Origin of the sequence: Clostridium sp. MCC353, from assembly GCF_018785315.1 — a bacterium.
GTDB lineage: Bacteria > Bacillota > Clostridia > Lachnospirales > Lachnospiraceae > CHH4-2.
In genome coordinates, this window is record NZ_WQPN01000004.1 from 1 (window position 1) to 19854 (window position 19854).

Below are 19854 nucleotides of genomic sequence, written 5' to 3' on the forward strand. Positions count from 1 at the left end.
TTTTGGTTACAAAAATGGGCTGTTATTTACAACACGGGACTTTTGTAGTACAAACGGGATTCTCGGGCTACAACTCAGCAGGAGTTTTGAAGAAATTATTAAGATTTATTATATAACAATATTAATTTATCGAAAAACGATAAATTAATATTGAAAATAGATAAATTTCGTGTTATATTTCGTATATGAGATTGATAGATGAATGAGGAGGTTTTTATGGATAACAGGCTTGTGAAATTTACAAAATATTTATTGGATGTGATGTTTTATGTTGGGATTGGGTTGACGGTTTTGATTCCTGGGTTATTTCGTGTTTTTGGAAGATTTATTATTGCATTTCGGAAATATTATTTTTTGCAGTGTGGTATTTATATGATATCAGGGATTTTTTGCCTGATGATTGTGTATGAGCTTAGAAAAATGTTCATAACTGTTTTAGCAGAAGACGCTTTTGTGGATGAAAATGCAAAGTCTTTGAAGAAAATGGGGAAGTGCAGTTTCTTTATTTCAGCGCTGTCGATTGTCCGCCTGCCATTATCTCCTACTCCGGCCACTGTGGTGATCATGATTGTATTCGCAATTGCAGGACTTTTCAGTATTGTATTGTGCCAGGTTTTTGAAAAGGCAATACAGTATAAACTGGAAAACGACTTGACTATTTAGGAGGAATGAGATGGCGATAATTATAAATTTAGATGTGATGATGGCCAAGCGAAAAAAAGGATTGACGGAGCTGGCTGGTGAAGTTGATATTACAATGGCTAATCTTTCAATATTAAAGAATAACAAGGCGAAGGCTATAAGATTTACAACACTTGAGGCTATTTGTAAGGCTCTGGATTGTCAGCCGGGGGATATTTTGCAGTATGTTGATAATGAAGATAAGGATGGAGAGATGGGGGGTAAAAATGGGAGATAAGGCATTTGATGAAAGTTCTTTGAAAGAAATAAATTATGAGAATAAAAGTTTAAATGATATGAGTATAAAAGATTCAAATCTAAACAATAAGAATACAAGCAATATAAATTTAAAGGAAATAAATCAAGAAACTTACAATCAAGAAACTTGCAATCAAGAGACTTTAAATCAAGAGACTTACAATCAAGAGACTTGCAATCAAGAGAATTATAATCAGAAGACATACAATCAGAAGACATACAATCAGGAGACATACAATCAGGAGACATATAATCCAGAGACATACAATCAGAAGACATACAATCAGGAGACATATAATCCAGAGACGTACAATCAGGAGACATACAACCAGGGGACTTACAATCCAGAGATATACAATCAGAAGACATACAATCAGGAGACATACAACCAGGGGACTTACAATCCAGAGATATACAATCAGAAGACATACAATCAGAAAACTTACAATTCAGAGATTAAAAATCCAGAGGCTACAGGTTTAAATAATATGAATATACAGGATGAGAAATTAACAGGCCAGATTCCATCTAATCAAAATAAATACATCGAACAGGATTCACATCTCAGTAAAAACTTAGAGCCATGGGAAATTGGGCCGGGTGAGGATGAAGAATTTATGGATGAAAGGGAGAAAAGAAGGAGATCACGGCTGGCGGCGGTCAGAGGGGATTTCGAGTTTTATGGATTCTTCAGTATTTTGTTTGGATTGGTGTATACGCTGTTTTTGTATGATAATCCATATGGGATTACTTATCCGCTGTTTGTTGTAGCGCTTTATGTGTTTGCTGTATTTGTGATGAAGCATAAAAGGGTTGAGATAAAAAGGGGATCGCGGTTTTTGATTGGAGCAGGGGTGTTGATTTCGGCGTCCAGTTTTTTTACGGGAAGCGGTATTATTTTTACATTTAACCGGTGGGCAATTATCATGTTGTCTGTGGTATTTGTGCTTCATCAGATTTATGATGATTCTAAGTGGAATATTGGAAAGTATATGGGGGCGATTATTACTTATCTGCTCAGTTCCTGCTGTTGTATTGGTTATGCCTTCTCTCATCTGTTCTATTATTTTAAAAATGTTAAGAGCAGGCGGATGAAGACGTTGGGAATGGTTCTTCTGGGTGTTATGGTTGGGGTGCCGATGGTGATCATATTGGCATATTTGTTATCGGATGCTGATATGGTATTTAAGAATATGTTTCAGCAGTTTTTGGAGAATTATTTGAATCCTTGGTCTGTGTGTAAAATTATATTCAAGATGGCTGTGGGAACGATTGGAATTTACAGTCTGATCTGTGGGGCGGCTATTAGAAATATGAATGAGGAAGTGAAGGACAGAAGGAATGCACAGCCGGTTGCGGCCATTAGCTGTATGTCTATCATTGCAGCTATGTATTTGGTTTTCTGTGGGGTACAGATTATTTATCTCTTTTTGGGCAGGGGAACGCTGCCGGAGGGGGTTACTTATTCGGCTTATGCGCGCGAGGGATTTTTCCAACTGCTGACGGTTGCAGTCATTAACCTTGTTATGGTTCTGTGCTGTATTAAATATTTTAAGCGGAGCAGAATCTTAAATGGTATATTGCTGGTAATCTGTCTGTGCACGTATATTATGATTGGGTCGGCTGTTTACAGAATGCTTCTTTATGTGGGACAGTATCAGCTTACATTTTTACGGATATTTGTGCTGTGGTTTTTGGCCATGCTCAGTGTTTTGATGATAGGTGTTACGGTGATTATTTATCGCAATGAATTTCCGTTGTTTAAACATTGTCTGGTTACGATTACTGTTTTTTATCTGGCATTCGCCTGGATGAGGCCGGATTATGTGATTGCGACCTATAATGTGGCTCATATGACGGAGGAGAACCGGTATGAGACGGTTCGGTATCTGACAGGAAATCTTTCGGCGGATGCGGCTCCGGTGATTGCTGAGATTGAAGGAATTGATGAATTGAAGAAGGAATATTTTGGAAGGATTCACTGGCAGGGACGGAGAATGTATTTCAAGGCTTATAATTTATCTTATGCCAAAGCTTTAAAATATTGAAACAATTCAAACAGCTTTTCTTCTTGAACCAAAAAGACGGTCAAGAAGTATTGGATAAACTGTTGCAAAATATTAATTTTGACGGCCCCTTTTCTATATGGTACAATGACAAAAAGAAGATGGAGAGGCCGTGATGAAATGAAAGATAAGTGTTTAATCAACAGGCTGAAAGAATACAGCAGATCGGATTTTTATCCGTTCCATATGCCTGGTCATAAAAGACAGATAGAGAACGGGGTGGGAGCAGATTTTCCTAACCCTTTTTCTATTGATATAACGGAAATAGACGGGTTTGATAACCTTCACCATGCGGTAGACGTTTTGCGGGAATCTATGGAGTGGGCGGCGTCCGTGTACGGGGCGGATAAAACTTTTTATTTGGTAAATGGAAGCAGCTGCGGGATATTGAGCGCTATTGGCGGAACTGTTACGGCGGGCGGTAAGATATTGGTCAGCAGAAATTGTCATAAGTCGGTATATAATGGTATTTTTCTTAATCATTTGGAAAGCGAGTATATTTATCCACAATTTATTGACAATTTCGGGATAAGTGGTGGATTGTCTGCAAATGATGTGGATAACTTACTGGCCAGGCATTCGGATATTCAGGCGGTGTTGGTGGTTTCTCCTACTTATGAGGGAATTGTGTCGGATATTGGAGGGATTGCGGAAGCGGCTCATAGACATAATGTGCCTTTGATTGTGGATGAGGCCCATGGGGCTCATTTCGCATTTGGCGAAGGGCTTCCGGTATCTGCTTTGGAATTGGGAGCGGATGTGGTGATACAGAGTGTGCATAAAACTTTGCCGTCTATGACCCAGACTGCGCTTCTTCATATAAAAGAGGGATTGGTTGATGCGGAAAAAATTGAACAGTATCTTCATATCTATCAGAGCAGCAGCCCGTCTTATGTTTTGATGGCCTCCATTGAGCGGTGTATTGACTGGATGGATGGGGACGGACGGAAGCGGATGGGAGAATATCTTACGGTCTTGGAGGAAGCCAGGAAAAGGCTGGGGGATATGAAGCATTTGAAGATTTTGGACAGGGATCAGATCGGTTATGGGGGGATTTATGATTTGGATATTACCAAGATTGTGATATCCACGAAGGGGACCTCTATTGACGGCGCAGGGCTGGATGATATTTTGAGGAAGGAATATCATCTGGAGATGGAGATGTGCGGGCCGGAATCTGTGGTAGCGCTGACCTCCCTTATGGATACGGAGGAAGGGCTCAAGCGGCTGGTACAGGCCTTGACTGAAGTGGACGCGGGACTTACGGACAGGGAAACGGAAAATCAGGTGATGAAACCGGTTTATCCTAAAATTAAGTTTAAGATCGCTGATGCGCTTGCAGCACCGGGGGAGCCGATGGAATGGCGGGATGCGGTGGGACGGGTTTCTGCGGAGTATGTTTATATCTATCCGCCGGGAATACCGATCATCGCGCCTGGAGAAGTGCTGCAGGAGGATTTGATCGAAAAAATAATAGATTATAAAAAGAGGGGGCTGTTTGTTCAGGGATTGAAGGATGAATCTTTGAAAATGGTGCGGGTTGTCCCTGCTAATGTGATGCGGAGAATGATATGGGAAAAATATTTTATGTAATGGGAAAAAGTGCTTCTGGAAAGGACACGGTTTATAAGTTATTATTAGAGAGGATGCCGGAATTGAAAACCGTTGTGCTTTATACTACCAGACCGATCCGGGATGGGGAGAGGGAAGGGGTTGAGTATCATTTTTCCGATGAGAATGCGCTGATTGAGGCCAGGGAAAATGGACATTTGATTGAAGCGCGGACGTATGATACGGTATTTGGACCATGGAGTTATTTTACGGTGGATGACGGGCAGTTTGATCTGGTACATCACGATTATCTGATGATCGGGACGCTGGAATCTTTTGAGAAGATGCAGGAATATTTTGGGAAGGATATTATGGTGCCTCTCTATATCTGTGTGGAGGACGGAGTCCGGCTGGAAAGGGCTCTGAGCCGGGAAAGGATGCAGAAGGAACCCAAGTATGCGGAACTCTGCAGGAGGTATCTGGCGGATGAGAAGGATTTTTGTGAGGAAAATTTAGTGCGCTGCGGCATTACGCGCAGATATGAAAATGTGGATCTGGAGGGCTGTCTGAAAGAAATTATTGGAGATATGAAAAGATCTATGATATAATAGCAAGGATACATGAATAGACAGTGATAAGTGAGGGAACTGGTATGCCTGGGTTTGGTGATATTTTAGGCCATGACATGATAAAGGAACATTTTAAGAAGGCAATTGAGGCACATAAGGTGTCACATGCTTATATTTTAACCGGAGAGGCGGGAATGGGGCGGAAATCTCTGGCCAATGCATTTGCGATGACGCTGCTCTGTGAAAAGGGGAAGATTGAGCCTTGTATGGAATGCCATGCATGTAAACAGGTTATGACTGGGAATCACCCTGATCTGGTCTATGTAACTCATGAAAAACCCAACAGCATAGGTGTTGATGATATCAGGGAGCAGATTAATGATACCATCATGATACGCCCTTACAGCAGTTATTATAAAATATATATTGTGGACAATGCAGAGAAGATGACCGTGCAGGCGCAGAATGCGTTGCTGAAGACCATGGAGGAACCTCCGTCTTATGCTGTTATTTTGCTGCTGACCACCAATCAGGAATCATTTCTTCCTACGATTTTGTCCAGGTGTGTGCAGTTGAAGCTGAAGCCGCTGCAGGATTATGTGGTGAAGCAGTATTTGATGGAAAGCGTGGGAATTCCGGAAGCGGAGGCGGATGTTTATGCGGCCTTTGCCAGGGGGAATCTGGGGAAAGCCATTCATTTGGCGGAATCGGAGGATTTCCGGGTGATGTATGACAATGTTCTTTACTTGTTGAAGAACATTAAAAAAATGGATATATCGGAACTTCTGGACTATATAAAAAGGCTGAAGGAGGACAACCAGGATATCTATGAATGCCTGGACCTGATGCAGCTTTGGTACAGGGATGTTTTGATGTTTAAAACGACGAAGGATATCAATTTACTGATATTTAAGAATGAATATGGAACAATTAATGAGATGAGCCAGAAAAGCAGCTATGAAGGCATGGACAGGATCATTAAGGCGGTGGATAAGGCCAGGATTCGTCTGGATGCCAATGTGAACATGGAACTTGCCATGGAGCTGATGCTTTTAACTATGAAGGAGAATTAGTTTATGATAACAGTAATCGGTGTGCGGTTCAGGAATGCGGGGAAGATTTATTATTTCGATCCTGCAGGAAAGGACATTCATGCGGGGGATCACGTGATTGTGGAAACAGCCCGCGGGATTGAATTTGGTTATGTGGTGCTTGGCTGCAGAGAGGTGGAGGATTCTAAAGTAGTCCAGCCTTTAAAAGCAGTGATCCGTATGGCGACCGCGGCGGACGAAGAGACTGCCAGAAGGAATAAGGAAAAGGAAAAAGATGCGTTCAGGATTTGTTTGGAGAAGATCAGGAAACATGACCTTCAGATGAAGCTGATTGACGCGGAATATACATTTGACAACAATAAGGTTCTGTTTTATTTTACCGCTGACGGGAGAATTGATTTCAGGGAACTGGTTAAGGATCTGGCGGCTGTATTTAAGACCAGAATTGAACTTCGCCAGGTGGGCGTCAGGGATGAAACGAAGATTATGGGTGGAATCGGCATCTGCGGCCGTCCGCTGTGCTGTAATTCCTACCTTTCTGAATTCGTTCCGGTTTCCATTAAGATGGCGAAGGAACAGAATCTGTCTTTGAATCCTACTAAGATTTCAGGCGTCTGCGGCCGTTTGATGTGCTGTCTCAAGAATGAGGAAGAGACTTATGAGGAGCTGAACAGCCGCCTTCCTAACATCGGCGATTATGTGACCACTGATGACGGGTTAAAGGGTGAAGTGCAGAGCGTGAGCGTGCTCAGGCAGTTGGTGAAGGTGATTGTTACCGTGGAAAAGGATGAGAAAGAGATCCGTGAGTACAAGGTGGAGCAGTTGAAATTCCGGCCCAGAAGGAAGAAAGAAAGGCTGGATGTCAGCGATAAGGAACTGAAAGCGTTGGAAGCGCTTGAGAAAAAGGAAGGAAAATCCAAGTTAGATGACAATTAATCTGAAAGACAATGAACGTTTTGATGACCTTCAGAGAAATGGATATAAGATTATACAGAAAAAGGACGGGTTCTGTTTTGGCATGGATGCGGTTCTGCTTTCGGGATTCGCTGTGGTGAAGGAGGGGGAACGGGTTCTGGACCTGGGAACAGGGACTGGGATCATTCCTATTCTTTTAGAGGCTAAGACAAAAGCCAGCCACCTCACAGGACTTGAGATCCAGGAAGAGGTGGCGGATATGGCGGCCCGGAGCGTGTTGTATAATCATTTGGAAGATAAGATTTCCATTGTACAGGGAGATATAAAAGAAGCCGGCCAGTTGTTTGGATTGGCTTCTTTTGATGTGGTTACATCTAATCCGCCCTATATGAACGACGCCCATGGGCTTAAAAATCCGGATTTGCCTAAGGCGGTTTCCAGACATGAAGTGCTATGCACCCTGGATGATGTGGTGCGGGAGGCGGCAAGGGTGCTGAAGCCGGGGGGCAGGTTCTATATGGTTCACAGGCCCCACCGGCTGATTGAGATTGTGACGGCTTTGACAAAGTATAAGCTGGAGCCTAAGAGAATGAAGCTGGTTCATCCGTTTGTGGATAAGGAAGCCAATATGGTGCTGATCGAGGCGGTGAGGGGCGGAAGGTCCATGATTAAGGTGGAGGCGCCGATGATTGTATACAAGGAGCCGGGAGTTTATACGGATGAGATTTATAGTATTTATGGTTACTGAGTTAGTGGATTATTAAGATGCTGCATGATTGAAATTACTGAGAAGATGAGTTATTGGGCAATTGTAGTTTGATCAGCTGTAAATGTTGGAATAAATGCCGTTTCAGGCGGCGGAATAAGGGGAAATGATGGCGGGAAAATTATATTTGTGTGCGACACCGATTGGGAATCTGGATGATATTACGTTCCGGGTGCTGAACACGCTGAAGGAAGTGGATCTGATTGCTGCGGAGGATACGAGGCACAGCATTAAGCTGTTGAATCATTTTGATATAAAAACGCCCATGACCAGTTATCACGAGTTCAATAAATTTGATAAGGCCGGATACCTGGTGGAGCAGATGCAGCAGGGAGTGAACATTGCCCTGATTACCGATGCGGGCACTCCGGGCATTTCCGATCCGGGGGAAGAGCTGGTGAAGCAGTGTTATGAAGCGGGAATTGAGGTGACTTCCCTGCCTGGCCCTGCAGCCTGTATTACGGCGCTGACGCTGTCGGGAATGGCTACCAGGAGATTTTGCTTCGAAGCATTTCTGCCTTCGGATAAGAAGGAAAAGCAGTGGATTCTGGAGGAACTGAAGGGGGAAACCAGGACGATTATCATATATGAGGCCCCCCACCGTCTGGTTAAGACGTTAGAGGAGCTGAGAGAGGTGCTGGGGAACCGGAAGATCACAATCTGCCGGGAACTTACCAAGAAATATGAGGAGGCGTTCAGGACCACGTTGGAGGAGGCTGTGAGCCATTATCAGGCCAATGATCCAAAGGGGGAGTGCGTGATTGTAATCCAGGGAAAGAGTATTGACGACATCAAAGAGGAACAGAAGAGGTCCTGGGAGGAGATGTCCATAGAAGAACATATGAGATATTATGAGGATCAGGGGATGGAACGGAAAGAGGCCATGAAACAGGTGGCAAAAGACCGGGGAATCAGTAAAAGGGATGTGTATCAGCAGTTATTGCAGTAAAATGCAGGATAACCCATTAATGAGATGGTACACAGTTTCTTACCGGAAAACCCGGAAGGTCTGCAGCGCAGACCGGAGGGATTCCGCCTTCTGTCGTTTGAATGCATGGTTTCGGCCAGAACTGCTCTGAGACCGGAAGGGGGTTACTGTTCATGAGGACCCGGCCTGGCGGCCGTGCCGCTTTGCGAGGGCTGTGAATGGTAACGAAGGGGAGATGTTGTCGATAATTTCAGCTTGACAAAAGGGATTTCTTCCTATAATATTAGTTTGAATATCAAAACATTTGAAAATAAAAACATTCTCAATAGGAAAATGTCGAGTATAATATGCTGTTTAGACGGCAGAATGAGAGGATACTATGACAACACAAATAATAGGAACCGGATCTTATGTGCCGGAACGAATCGTTACCAATGATGATCTGGCAAAGATCGTGGATACCAGTGACGAATGGATCCAGAGCAGAACCGGCATCAGGGAAAGAAGAATTACACTGGGAGAGGGAACGGCAGCTCTTGCGGTGAAGGCAGCAGGGCGGGCGCTGGAAGATGCGGGGATCACAGCGGAAGAGATCGATATCATTATTGTGGCAACTTCATCTCCTGATAATTGTTTTCCGAGTGATGCATGTCAGGTTCAGGCGGCGATTGGCGCGGCTAATGCGGTGGCGTATGATATCAGCGCCGCATGTTCGGGATTTATTTTTGCGTTAAATACCATACATAGTTTTATACAGGCGGGTATTTATAAAACAGGATTGATTGTTGGAGCGGATACTCTCAGCAAGCTGGTGGACTGGAATGACAGAGGGACCTGTGTCTTATTCGGAGACGGAGCAGGGGCTGCTGTGGTTCAGGCATCGGATACCGGGGTGCTGCGCATGTCCATGGGATCAGACGGAACCAGAGGGCATGTGCTGGCTTGTAAAGCCAGGACTGTGGGAAATTTCCTCACAGAGGGAAATCCGGAACTGGGATTTATGACCATGGACGGACAGGAAGTTTTTAAATTTGCGGTTAAAAAGGTGCCGGAATGCATCCGTCAGGTTTTGAGCATGAGCGGTACGGATATAGAAGAGATCAAATATTTCATTCTGCATCAGGCAAATTACCGTATTTTTGAATCAATCGCTAAGAGGTTAAAGGTTCCGGTTGAACGGATGCCCATGAATATTGACCGGTACGGCAATACGTCGGGGGCTTCCATTCCGCTTATACTGGATGAACTGAATCAGGCTGGGAAATTGAACCGGGGAGATAAGATTGTATTTGCAGGTTTTGGCGGTGGCCTTACCTGGGGAGCAACCTTGATGGAGTGGTAGGATAGTTAAGCAAAACGGGTCAGCCGGGCTGCTTTCTATATATAAAATAAAAATTAATAAGGATAATTAAGGAGATTAAAACCATGTTGGAGAAAATGAAAGAAATTATTGCAGAACAGTTAAGCGTAGACGCAGAGAGCATTACAGAGGCTTCTTCTTTTAAAGAGGATTTAGGAGCTGATTCTTTGGATTTATTTGAACTTGTAATGGCGCTGGAAGACGAATACTCTGTAGAGATCCCGGCTGAAGATTTGCAGGAATTATTAACTGTTGGCCAGGTTATGGATTATCTGAAAGCTAAGGGCGTTGAGGCATAATTAAGATTTCGCAGGCACAAGAAGCAGGCAGGCTGTTGGCAGCAGAATGAGAGGTTACTATGAAAACAAGAATAACAGAACTTTTAGGAATTGAACATCCGATTATCCAGGGAGGTATGGCCTGGGTTGCAGAACACAACCTGGCAGCGGCCGTTTCCAACGCAGGTGGTCTGGGTTTGATTGGCGGAGCCAATGCTCCTGCGGAAGTGGTACGTGATGAAATTCGTAAAGCAAAAGAACTGACAGACAAACCATTTGGCGTAAATATCATGCTTTTAAGCCCTCATGCGGATGAGGTGGCTAAGGTAGTTGTTGAAGAGGGAATCAAGGTGGTTACAACCGGAGCCGGAAACCCTGAAAAATATATGGATATCTGGAAAACAGCAGGAATTAAGGTGATTCCTGTGGTTGCATCCGTGGCATTGGCTAAACGTATGGAAAAATACGGGGCCGACGCGGTGGTTGCCGAAGGATGTGAATCCGGCGGACATATCGGAGAGCTGACTACCATGACCCTGGTTCCCCAGGTTGTGGACGCTGTTTCCATTCCTGTTATCGCGGCAGGCGGTATTGGGGACGGAAGAGGGATTGCGGCGGCATTTATGCTGGGCGCAGAGGCGGTGCAGATGGGAACCCGTTTCGTGGTTTCCGATGAATCGATTGTGCATGAAAATTATAAAGACAGATTGATTAAGGCAAAAGACATTGACTCCACTGTTACGGGCAGAAGCCATGGACATCCGGTCCGCTGTCTGCGCAATCAGATGACGAGAGAATATATCAAGCTGGAGAACAGCGGAAAGTCATTTGAAGAGCTGGAGTATTTAACATTGGGCGCACTCAGGAATGCGGTTATGGAAGGCGATGTTGTCAATGGTACAGTTATGGCCGGACAGATTGCGGGAATGGTTACAAAGAAACAGTCTTGTAAAGAGATGATTGATGAGATGATGGCTCAGGCGGAACAGCTTTTGGGCTGCAGACAGAAATAAGGAGTTTTAAAATGAGTAAAATTGCATTTATTTTCCCGGGTCAGGGAGCACAGGTTTGTGGTATGGGTAAGGATTTTTATGAACAGACAGAGATTGGAAAACAGGTTTTTGATAAAGCATCGGAACTGTTGGGATTTTCTATGCCGGAATTATGTTTTGAGGAAAACGACAGGCTGGATATCACGGAATACACCCAGGCTGCAATGGTTACGACGAGTATCGCCATGATGAAAGTGCTGACGGACCGGACTGGAATCAAGCCGGATGTGGCAGCAGGCCTGAGCCTGGGAGAATATTGTGCAATCGCGGCGGCAGGGGTGATGAGCGTGGAAGACGCCATCACAACAGTCAGACAGAGAGGCATTTTGATGCAGGAGGCCGTTCCGGTTGGCGTAGGAGCCATGGCGGCGGTTTTGGCAATGGATGCGGCGAAGATAGAAGAAGTAATCGGAGATATAGAAGGCGTTCAGATCGCCAATTATAACTGTCCGGGACAGATTGTTATCTCGGGAATGAAAGAAGCGGTGGAAACCGCCTGTGAGAAGTTAAAAGAGGCAGGAGCAAAGCGCACCGTTATGCTCAATGTCAGCGGGCCATTTCATTCCAAGATGCTGACAGGGGCCGGTGAAAAACTGGGCAGGGTATTGGAAGGCGTAGAGGTACATACTCCTGTGATCCCTTATGTGGCAAATGTGACAGCTTCTTATGTTACGGATGCGGCAGAGGTTAAGCCATTGCTTGAAAAACAGGTCTCATCTTCCGTTAGGTGGCAGCAGAGCGTGGAAGCGATGCTGGCGGACGGAGTGGATACATTTATCGAAATCGGACCTGGAAAAACGCTGGCTGGATTTATGAAGAAGATAGATAGAACCGTAAAGGTGATTAATATAGAAAAATTGGAAGATATTGAAAAAGCGGCAGAACTGCTTGGCTGAGAACGGACAGCCGCAGGGGCGGCAGAAGGTGAGGTAATTATGGGATTAAATGATAAAATCGCAGTTGTAACAGGCGCGAGCCGGGGAATCGGACGTCAGATTGCTGTTACGCTGGCATCCAAAGGGGCAACGGTTATTGTTAACTATAACGGTTCGGCTGCAAAGGCAGAAGAGGTTGTGACAGAAATCGAAGCGGCAGGCGGCAAGGCGGAAGCGGTTCAGTGCAATGTTTCTGATTATGCGAAAGCCGGCGAGCTGATGGATTATGTGATTAAAAAATATGGCAGAATCGATATATTGGTAAATAATGCGGGTATCACCAAAGACGGCCTTCTGATGAAGATGAGCGAGGAAGATTTTGACGCTGTCCTGGATACCAACTTAAAGGGCGCATTTAACTGCATGAAACATGTTTCACGCCAGATGATCAAACAGAGGGCGGGCAGAATTATCAACATGTCTTCCGTATCCGGAGTTGCGGGCAATGCGGGACAGACCAACTACGCGGCTTCGAAAGCGGGCATTATCGGCCTTACCAAGGCGGCGGCAAGAGAGATGGCCAGCCGTGGAATTACGGTAAATGCAATTGCGCCGGGATTCATCGTCACAGAGATGACGGATGTGCTGCCGGATGCAGTGAAAGAATCTACAAAAGAACAGATCCCTATGAAGAAATTCGGAGAAACTGCCGATATCGCCAATACGGTTGCATTTTTTGCGTCGGATGAAGCGAAATATATCACCGGACAGGTGCTGTGTGTGGACGGCGGAATGGCTATGTAAGTAAAAACCGCAGTCGGCGGTGGAATGGAGAAAGATATGAAGAGAAGAGTTGTTGTAACAGGATTGGGAGCGATCACCCCGATTGGTAATGACGTGGATAGCTTCTGGAACGGATTAAAGAATAAAACAGTGGGCATCGCTCCGATCACTTATTTTGATACTGCTGATTATAAGGCAAAGCTGGCGGCAGAAGTGAAAGGCTTTGATGCAAAACAGTATATGGATCCCAAGACGGCAAAGAGGATGGAACAGTTTTCACAGTTCGCGGTTGCTGCGTCTAAAGAGGCGCTGGAGGATTCGGGAATTGATATGGAAAAGGAAGATCCTTACATGGTTGGCGTCTGCGTGGGCTCTGGTATCGGAAGCCTGCAGTCCATGGAACGGGAACACAAAAAACTGCTGGAAAAGGGGCCGGGAAGGGTAAATCCTCTCTTAGTGCCTATGATGATCAGCAATATGGCAGCAGGAAATGTGGCAATCCAGTTCGGATTGAAGGGAAAATGCTTTAATGTGGTCACTGCCTGTGCAACAGGTACCCATTCCATCGGCGAGGCATTCCGTTCCATTCAGTATGGAGAAGCGGAAGTGATGCTGGCAGGCGGTACGGAAGCCAGTATTTCTCCAATTGGAGTGGCGGGATTTACCGCTCTTACCGCTTTGAGCACCTGTGATGATCCTAAGAGGGCATCAATTCCATTTGATAAGGACAGAAGCGGATTCATCATGGGAGAAGGATCCGGCGTTGTGGTATTGGAATCATTAGAACATGCTAAGGCCCGGGGAGCTAAGATCTATGCGGAAGTAGTGGGTTACGGCGCTACCTGTGACGCTTACCATATCACATCTCCGGCGGAAGACGGAAGCGGGGCTGCAAAAGCTATGGAATTCGCGATGAAAGACGCGGGAATCACGGCTGACAAGATCGATTACGTCAATGCGCACGGAACCAGCACTCATCACAACGACCTTTTTGAAACAAAGGCGATTAAACTGGCTTTAGGTGATCATGCTTATAATGTAAAGATCAACTCGACAAAATCCATGATCGGCCATCTGCTGGGAGCGGCAGGCGGTGTGGAATTCATCGCGTGCGTAAAGTCCATTCAGGACGGCTTTGTCCATGCCACCGCAGGTTTGGAGCAGCCGGATGAGGAATGCGATCTGGATTATACCATGGGCGACGGAGTGTCCATGGATGTCAACTATGCGATCAGCAATTCACTGGGATTCGGCGGACATAACGCCAGCATTTTGGTGAAGAAGTTCGAAGATTAAGAGGGGTGCGGTTATGACTATCAATGAGATCATAAAATTAATTCAGGCGGTATCTGATAATGGGCTGTCCAGCTTTGAATATGAGCAGGGCGATGAAAAACTGGTATTAAAGAAAAAGAAGAATGTACCCCAGGCACCGGCTCCGGTTGTATTTTCACAAGCGCCGGCTCCTATGATGGCGGCTCCTGCCATGCCGATGGCAGCTCCTGTCCAGATGCCTGTTGAGCCTGCAGAAGAGAAGCAGGAAACGAATCTGATCGGTTCTGACAATGTGGTGGTTTCTCCTTTGGTTGGAACTTTCTATAATGCGGCCTCACCGGATTCTGAGCCATTTGTGAAAGTGGGCGATACGGTGAAAAAGGGCCAGGTGCTGGGAATTATTGAAGCGATGAAGCTGATGAATGAGATCGAAAGCGAATTTGACGGGGTGGTGGAAGCTGTTCTTGTCAATAACGAAGATGTTGTGGAATATGGGCAGCCATTATTCAGAATCCGTTAATACGCCGTTTGAATTGTTGCAATTGAGTGTTGAATCCAAAGAAAGCGAGGCAGTAACATGCTTGGAATTAAAGAAATTCAGGAAATCATTCCCCACAGACATCCATTTCTTCTGATCGACTGTATCGAAGAGCTGGAACCGGGAGTGAAAGCCGTTGGATATAAATGCATTACTTATAATGAACCTCAGTTTGAGGGGCATTTTCCCCAGGAACCGGTTATGCCGGGCGTGCTGATGATCGAGGCTCTGGCCCAGGTAGGGGCGGTTGCCATCCTGAGCGTGGAAGGAAATAAAGGAAAAACAGCTTATTTTGGCGGCATTAACAACGCTAAATTTAAGAGAAAAGTGGTTCCCGGCGATAAGCTGAAGCTGGAATGCGAAATCATTAAGCAGAAGGGGCCGGTTGGAGTTGGCAAGGCCACTGCTACCGTAGACGGTAAGATCGCGGTAACAGCGGAACTGACATTCATGATCGGATAATTGTTATTCTGAGCGTCCGCCCGGGGGTATCCGGACTACAAGGCCGCAGCCGGCGGCAGCATGAGAGGTAAATATGTTTGATAAAATTTTGATAGCCAATCGAGGCGAAATCGCGGTGCGGATCATCCGCGCGTGCAGGGAAATGGGAATTAAGACCGTTGCGGTTTATTCTGAGGCGGATAAAGACTGTCTTCATACGCTGTTGGCGGATGAAGCGATCTGTATCGGCCCGGCCGCTTCCTCACAGAGTTATTTGAATATGGAGAGAATCCTGACAGCTACGGTTGCCATGAAAGCGGATGCCATTCATCCGGGATTTGGATTTTTATCTGAAAATGCCCGTTTTGCTGAGCTTTGTGAAAAATGCAATATTACATTTATCGGACCGTCTGCGGATATTATCAACAGGATGGGCAATAAATCTGAGGCCAGAAAGACCATGATGGAAGCGGGAGTGCCGGTTGTTCCGGGCAGCAAGGAAGCTGTTTATACGGTGGAAGACGGCCTGAACATGGCGAAAGAGATCGGTTTTCCAGTGATGATTAAAGCGTCTTCCGGCGGCGGGGGAAAGGGCATGAGAATCTCTTACAGCGAAGAGGATTTTGAAGCTAACTTCCAGAATGCCCAGATGGAATCCATCAAGGGATTTTCCGACGATACCATGTATATTGAAAAATATATTGAAAAACCGAGACATATTGAATTTCAGATCATGGCCGACAAACACGGCAATGTGGTTCATTTGGGCGAGCGTGACTGTTCTATTCAGAGACGTCATCAGAAGGTATTGGAAGAATCTCCATCTATGGCTATTACGCCTGAACTCCGTAAGAGGATGGGGGAAACGGCTGTAAAAGCTGCGAAAGCGGTGGGATATGAGAATGCCGGAACCATTGAATTTTTGTTGGATAAGAACAAAAACTTTTATTTTATGGAAATGAACACCCGTATCCAGGTGGAACATCCGGTGACGGAGATGGTTTCAGGAATGGATCTTATCAAAGAACAGATCCGGGTGGCGGCAGGCGAGACGCTGAGCGTGAACCAGGAACAGGTGAGGCTGGAAGGGCATGCGATTGAATGCAGAATCAACGCGGAAAATCCGTCTAAAAACTTTATGCCTTGTCCTGGACTGATCACCAATGTCCATGTGCCGGGAGGCAATGGGGTGCGCATTGATTCCCATATTTACAGTGATTATAAGGTTCCTGCCAACTATGATTCCATGCTGCTGAAGCTGATTGTACACGGTAAGGACAGGGACGACGCCATTGCCAAGATGCGCAGCGCCCTGGGGGAACTGATCATTGAAGGAATTGAAACCAACGTGGATTTCCAGTTTGAGATATTAAGCCATCCTGCTTATCAGGACGGAGATACCGATACTCATTTTATTCCGACTTACTTCCCGGAATACTGCAAATAGTCTGAGGCATGTGAAGCCGCCTGTATGAAAAGGAGTAATCCAGATGTTAAGAGATATGTTCAAAAAGACTTATACATTGATCGATACAAAGTATAAATCTTCATCCAAGCCAGATGAGCCAAACATCCCTCAGGGGCTTTGGAGAAAATGTAATAAATGCGGACAGCCGGTTTATGTGGAGGATGTCAAAAACAATTATTATATTTGTCCAAAATGCGACGGATATTTCCGCGTCCATGCCTACAGAAGGATTGAAATGGTCATCGATGACGGCACTTTTGAGGAATGGGATAAGGAGATGGAGTTTTCCAATCCCCTTAATTTCCCTGGCTATGAGAAAAAGGTTGAAGCGGCGAAGGAAAAATCAAAGTTAAATGAAGCGATTGTGATCGGTAAGGGTGAAGTTAACGGCTGTAAGACGGTGATCGGCGTCTGTGACGCCAGATTCCTCATGAGCAGCATGGGACACAACGTGGGTGAAAAGATCACCAACGCGGTGGAACGGGCTACAAAGGAAAAACTTCCGGTGATCATCTTCGCCTGTTCAGGCGGGGCCAGGATGCAGGAGGGAATCGTTTCCCTGATGCAGATGGCAAAGACGTCCGCAGCCCTTAAAAAACACCATGAAGCGGGACAGTTATTTATCAGTGTCCTCACTGATCCTACTACAGGAGGCGTTACTGCCAGCTTTGCGATGCTGGGAGATATTATTCTGGCGGAACCCAATGCACTGATCGGTTTTGCGGGCCCAAGGGTGATCCAGCAGACCATCGGACAGAAACTGCCGGAGGGATTCCAGAGGTCTGAATTCCTGTTGAAACATGGATTTGTCGATAAGATTGTGGAGAGGGAAGATTTAAAGGATACGCTGCACAGAATACTCAAGCTGCATTCCGCTGAGGCGGGAAAAGATGTGGATTTAGAAACAGTTTGTGGAGAAACTGCGGCTCCGGTTGTGGATAAACGTCATAAAAAATCAGAAGAAGGTGGAAAAACTGCCTGGGATACTGTTCTTTTATCCCGCAAGTCGGACCGTCCTGTAGCGACTGATTATATTGATATGATATTTGATGATTTTATGGAATTCCACGGCGACCGGTATTTTGGGGACGACGGGGCGATTGTGGGCGGTATTGCCACATTCCAAGGAATCCCTGTTACGGTCATCGGGCAGCAGAAGGGGAAGAACACCAAGGACAATATCAAATGCAACTTCGGTATGCCGTCTCCGGAAGGTTACAGAAAGGCTCTGCGGCTGATGAAGCAGGCGGAGACATTTAAACGTCCGGTTATCTGCTTTGTGGATACGCCTGGGGCATTCTGCGGGCTGGAAGCTGAGGAGAGGGGACAGGGTGAGGCCATTGCCAGAAACCTGTTTGAAATGGCAAGCCTGACGGTTCCGGTTCTGTCTGTTGTGATCGGAGAAGGGGGTAGCGGCGGAGCTCTTGCCATGGCAGTTGCAAACCAGGTATGGATGCTTGAAAATGCCATTTACTCCATTCTTTCGCCGGAGGGATTTGCATCCATTCTTTGGAAGGACAGCAAGCGTGCGGATGAAGCTGCTAAGGTTATGAAAATCACGGCAAAGGATCTGTTTGACATGGGACTGATTGAAAAAGTGATTCCTGAAACGGAGCCTGCGTCGCATGATAACCTGAACGTTCTCTGTGGATATTTGACGGAGGGAATTAAGGGATTCTTGAAGGAGTACGGTGGAATGAACGGCGAGGAAATTGCCGGTCAGAGATATGAGAGATTTAGGAGAATGTAATGAACCAGTTGCCATCATTAAAAATAGGTGATTTAACCGTAGAAAAGCCAATTATCCAGGGCGGAATGGGAGTTGGGATCAGTCTGTCTTCCCTGGCCGGAGCTGTGGCTAAGGCCGGCGGGATGGGGATAATCTCCACCGCCCAGATCGGATTCAGGGACGCGGATTTTTGGAAAAATCCTCAGGCTGCTAATCTGCGCGCCATAAAAACGGAGCTTGATAAGGCCAGGGCCATTGCGCCAAAGGGCGTGATTGGCTTCAATATCATGGTTGCCACGAAAAACTATGCGGAATATGTGAAAGCGGCGGTGAAAGCCGGCGCGGACATCATCATTTCGGGTGCAGGGCTTCCTGTCAGCCTGCCTGAATATGTGGCGGACGCTGCGGCTGAAATGGGGGAAAAGGTAAAGACCAAGATTGCCCCCATCGTTTCTTCTGCTAAATCGGCCATGGTTATCTGTAAGATGTGGGACAGAAAGTATAAAAAGGCGCCGGATCTGGTTGTGATTGAGGGACCTTTGGCGGGAGGCCACCTGGGTTTTTCGAGAGAGGATCTGACGGAATACGGCGCGGATACGGAAAATGTCCCAGCCACTTATAAAAGCCTTAAATATGACGAGGAGATCAGGAAAATCTTCAATGTTGTGAAGGAGTACGGGGAGAAGTATAAGATAAAAATCCCGGTTGTGACGGCTGGAGGAATCTATACCCATGAGGATGTGGAGCACCAGTTTGAACTGGGGGCCGACGGCGTCCAGGTGGGAACCCGTTTTGTGACAACGGAGGAATGTGACGCTCCTATGGAGTATAAACAGGCATATATCAATGCGGAAAAGGAAGATATTGTGATCGTTAAAAGTCCGGTGGGAATGCCTGGGCGGGCGATTAAGAATACATTTCTGGACCGTGTCGGCGGGGAACGGGAGAAAATCGAACACTGTTTTCTATGTCTGGAACACTGCAATCCGGCCACTACGCCTTACTGCATTACGAAAGCTTTGATTAATGCGGCAGAAGGGGATCTGGATCATGCGCTGCTGTTCTGCGGAAGCAATGCATACAGGGCTGAGAAGATTGAGACTGTGGAAGCGGTTATGGATGAATTGACTGGAAATTAAATGAAGATAGGGCGTGATGAGGGATCTGGTGAAGATGAGGATTTCTCATTGCGCCTTTTTGGTATTTTTTATAATTGACAATAAGTTATTTTACGTTCATTCTAATGATTATGAAAACAGCAGATACGAA

At 45.8% G+C, this 19854-nt stretch carries 20 protein-coding genes; all 20 read left to right on the forward strand.

The features are described 5' to 3' along the window. The first annotated feature begins 216 nt into the window (after window positions 1-216). The 20 genes from GPL15_RS00530 (at window position 217) to GPL15_RS00625 (ending at window position 19724) form a co-directional block, all read left to right on the forward strand. The gene (locus GPL15_RS00530; protein WP_215695074.1) at window positions 217-663 is read left to right on the forward strand and encodes a DUF2975 domain-containing protein; all 447 of its coding nucleotides are present in this window, start codon (window positions 217-219) and stop codon (window positions 661-663) included. 10 nt (window positions 664-673) lie between these two features. Beyond that, a complete protein-coding gene (locus GPL15_RS00535) occupies window positions 674-919 on the forward strand; it encodes a helix-turn-helix transcriptional regulator (RefSeq protein ID WP_215695075.1) in 246 nt (81 codons plus the stop codon). A gap of 637 nt (window positions 920-1556) precedes the next feature. Beyond that, window positions 1557-2987: a DUF4173 domain-containing protein gene (locus GPL15_RS00540; protein WP_215695076.1), complete on the forward strand. Its 1431-nt coding sequence runs from the start codon at window positions 1557-1559 to the stop codon at window positions 2985-2987. A 138-nt stretch (window positions 2988-3125) separates the two neighbouring features. Beyond that, the gene (locus GPL15_RS00545) at window positions 3126-4598 is read left to right on the forward strand and encodes a PLP-dependent transferase (protein ID WP_215695077.1); all 1473 of its coding nucleotides are present in this window, start codon (window positions 3126-3128) and stop codon (window positions 4596-4598) included. Then, the gene (locus GPL15_RS00550) at window positions 4577-5164 is read left to right on the forward strand and encodes a guanylate kinase (RefSeq protein ID WP_215695078.1); all 588 of its coding nucleotides are present in this window, start codon (window positions 4577-4579) and stop codon (window positions 5162-5164) included. The genes GPL15_RS00545 and GPL15_RS00550 overlap by 22 nt, the downstream gene beginning before the upstream one ends. Window positions 5165-5208: 44 nt before the next feature. Further along, entirely contained in the window at window positions 5209-6198 is a 990-nt protein-coding gene (holB, locus tag GPL15_RS00555) for a DNA polymerase III subunit delta' (RefSeq protein WP_215695079.1), read from the forward strand. A gap of 3 nt (window positions 6199-6201) precedes the next feature. Then, window positions 6202-7113: a stage 0 sporulation family protein gene (locus GPL15_RS00560; RefSeq protein WP_215695080.1), complete on the forward strand. Its 912-nt coding sequence runs from the start codon at window positions 6202-6204 to the stop codon at window positions 7111-7113. Next, window positions 7103-7840 (forward strand): tRNA1(Val) (adenine(37)-N6)-methyltransferase, encoded by a 738-nt coding sequence (locus GPL15_RS00565; protein ID WP_215695081.1) that lies wholly within the window; start codon window positions 7103-7105, stop codon window positions 7838-7840. The genes GPL15_RS00560 and GPL15_RS00565 overlap by 11 nt, the downstream gene beginning before the upstream one ends. A 127-nt stretch (window positions 7841-7967) precedes the next feature. Continuing rightward, window positions 7968-8807, forward strand: a complete 840-nt coding sequence (gene rsmI / locus GPL15_RS00570) for a 16S rRNA (cytidine(1402)-2'-O)-methyltransferase (RefSeq protein WP_215695082.1) — start codon at window positions 7968-7970, stop codon at window positions 8805-8807. 358 nt (window positions 8808-9165) lie between these two features. Further along, window positions 9166-10128, forward strand: a complete 963-nt coding sequence (locus GPL15_RS00575; RefSeq protein ID WP_215695083.1) for a beta-ketoacyl-ACP synthase III — start codon at window positions 9166-9168, stop codon at window positions 10126-10128. 83 nt (window positions 10129-10211) lie between these two features. Continuing rightward, window positions 10212-10445, forward strand: coding sequence for an acyl carrier protein (acpP, locus tag GPL15_RS00580; protein WP_215695084.1), 234 nt, complete (start codon window positions 10212-10214; stop codon window positions 10443-10445). A gap of 59 nt (window positions 10446-10504) precedes the next feature. Beyond that, window positions 10505-11437, forward strand: a complete 933-nt coding sequence (gene fabK / locus GPL15_RS00585; protein WP_215695085.1) for an enoyl-[acyl-carrier-protein] reductase FabK — start codon at window positions 10505-10507, stop codon at window positions 11435-11437. Window positions 11438-11448: 11 nt separating this feature from the next. After that, entirely contained in the window at window positions 11449-12372 is a 924-nt protein-coding gene (gene fabD / locus GPL15_RS00590; protein ID WP_215695086.1) for an ACP S-malonyltransferase, read from the forward strand. Window positions 12373-12411: 39 nt separating this feature from the next. Beyond that, window positions 12412-13155: a 3-oxoacyl-[acyl-carrier-protein] reductase gene (gene fabG / locus GPL15_RS00595; protein WP_215695087.1), complete on the forward strand. Its 744-nt coding sequence runs from the start codon at window positions 12412-12414 to the stop codon at window positions 13153-13155. A gap of 36 nt (window positions 13156-13191) precedes the next feature. Next, window positions 13192-14430 (forward strand): beta-ketoacyl-ACP synthase II, encoded by a 1239-nt coding sequence (gene fabF / locus GPL15_RS00600; RefSeq protein WP_215695088.1) that lies wholly within the window; start codon window positions 13192-13194, stop codon window positions 14428-14430. A 13-nt stretch (window positions 14431-14443) separates the two neighbouring features. Beyond that, complete coding sequence (accB, locus tag GPL15_RS00605; RefSeq protein ID WP_215695089.1) at window positions 14444-14929, forward strand: acetyl-CoA carboxylase biotin carboxyl carrier protein; 486 nt, start codon at window positions 14444-14446, stop codon at window positions 14927-14929. 57 nt (window positions 14930-14986) lie between these two features. After that, a complete protein-coding gene (gene fabZ, locus GPL15_RS00610) occupies window positions 14987-15409 on the forward strand; it encodes a 3-hydroxyacyl-ACP dehydratase FabZ (RefSeq protein ID WP_215695090.1) in 423 nt (140 codons plus the stop codon). A gap of 73 nt (window positions 15410-15482) precedes the next feature. Continuing rightward, entirely contained in the window at window positions 15483-16835 is a 1353-nt protein-coding gene (locus tag GPL15_RS00615) for an acetyl-CoA carboxylase biotin carboxylase subunit (protein ID WP_215695091.1), read from the forward strand. A gap of 43 nt (window positions 16836-16878) precedes the next feature. After that, on the forward strand, window positions 16879-18606 hold the full coding sequence (locus GPL15_RS00620; protein WP_215695092.1) for an acetyl-CoA carboxylase carboxyltransferase subunit alpha: 1728 nt from the start codon (window positions 16879-16881) through the stop codon (window positions 18604-18606). After that, the gene (locus GPL15_RS00625; RefSeq protein WP_215695093.1) at window positions 18606-19724 is read left to right on the forward strand and encodes a nitronate monooxygenase family protein; all 1119 of its coding nucleotides are present in this window, start codon (window positions 18606-18608) and stop codon (window positions 19722-19724) included. Before GPL15_RS00620 ends, GPL15_RS00625 begins: the two co-directional genes overlap by 1 nt. Window positions 19725-19854 lie beyond the last annotated feature (130 nt).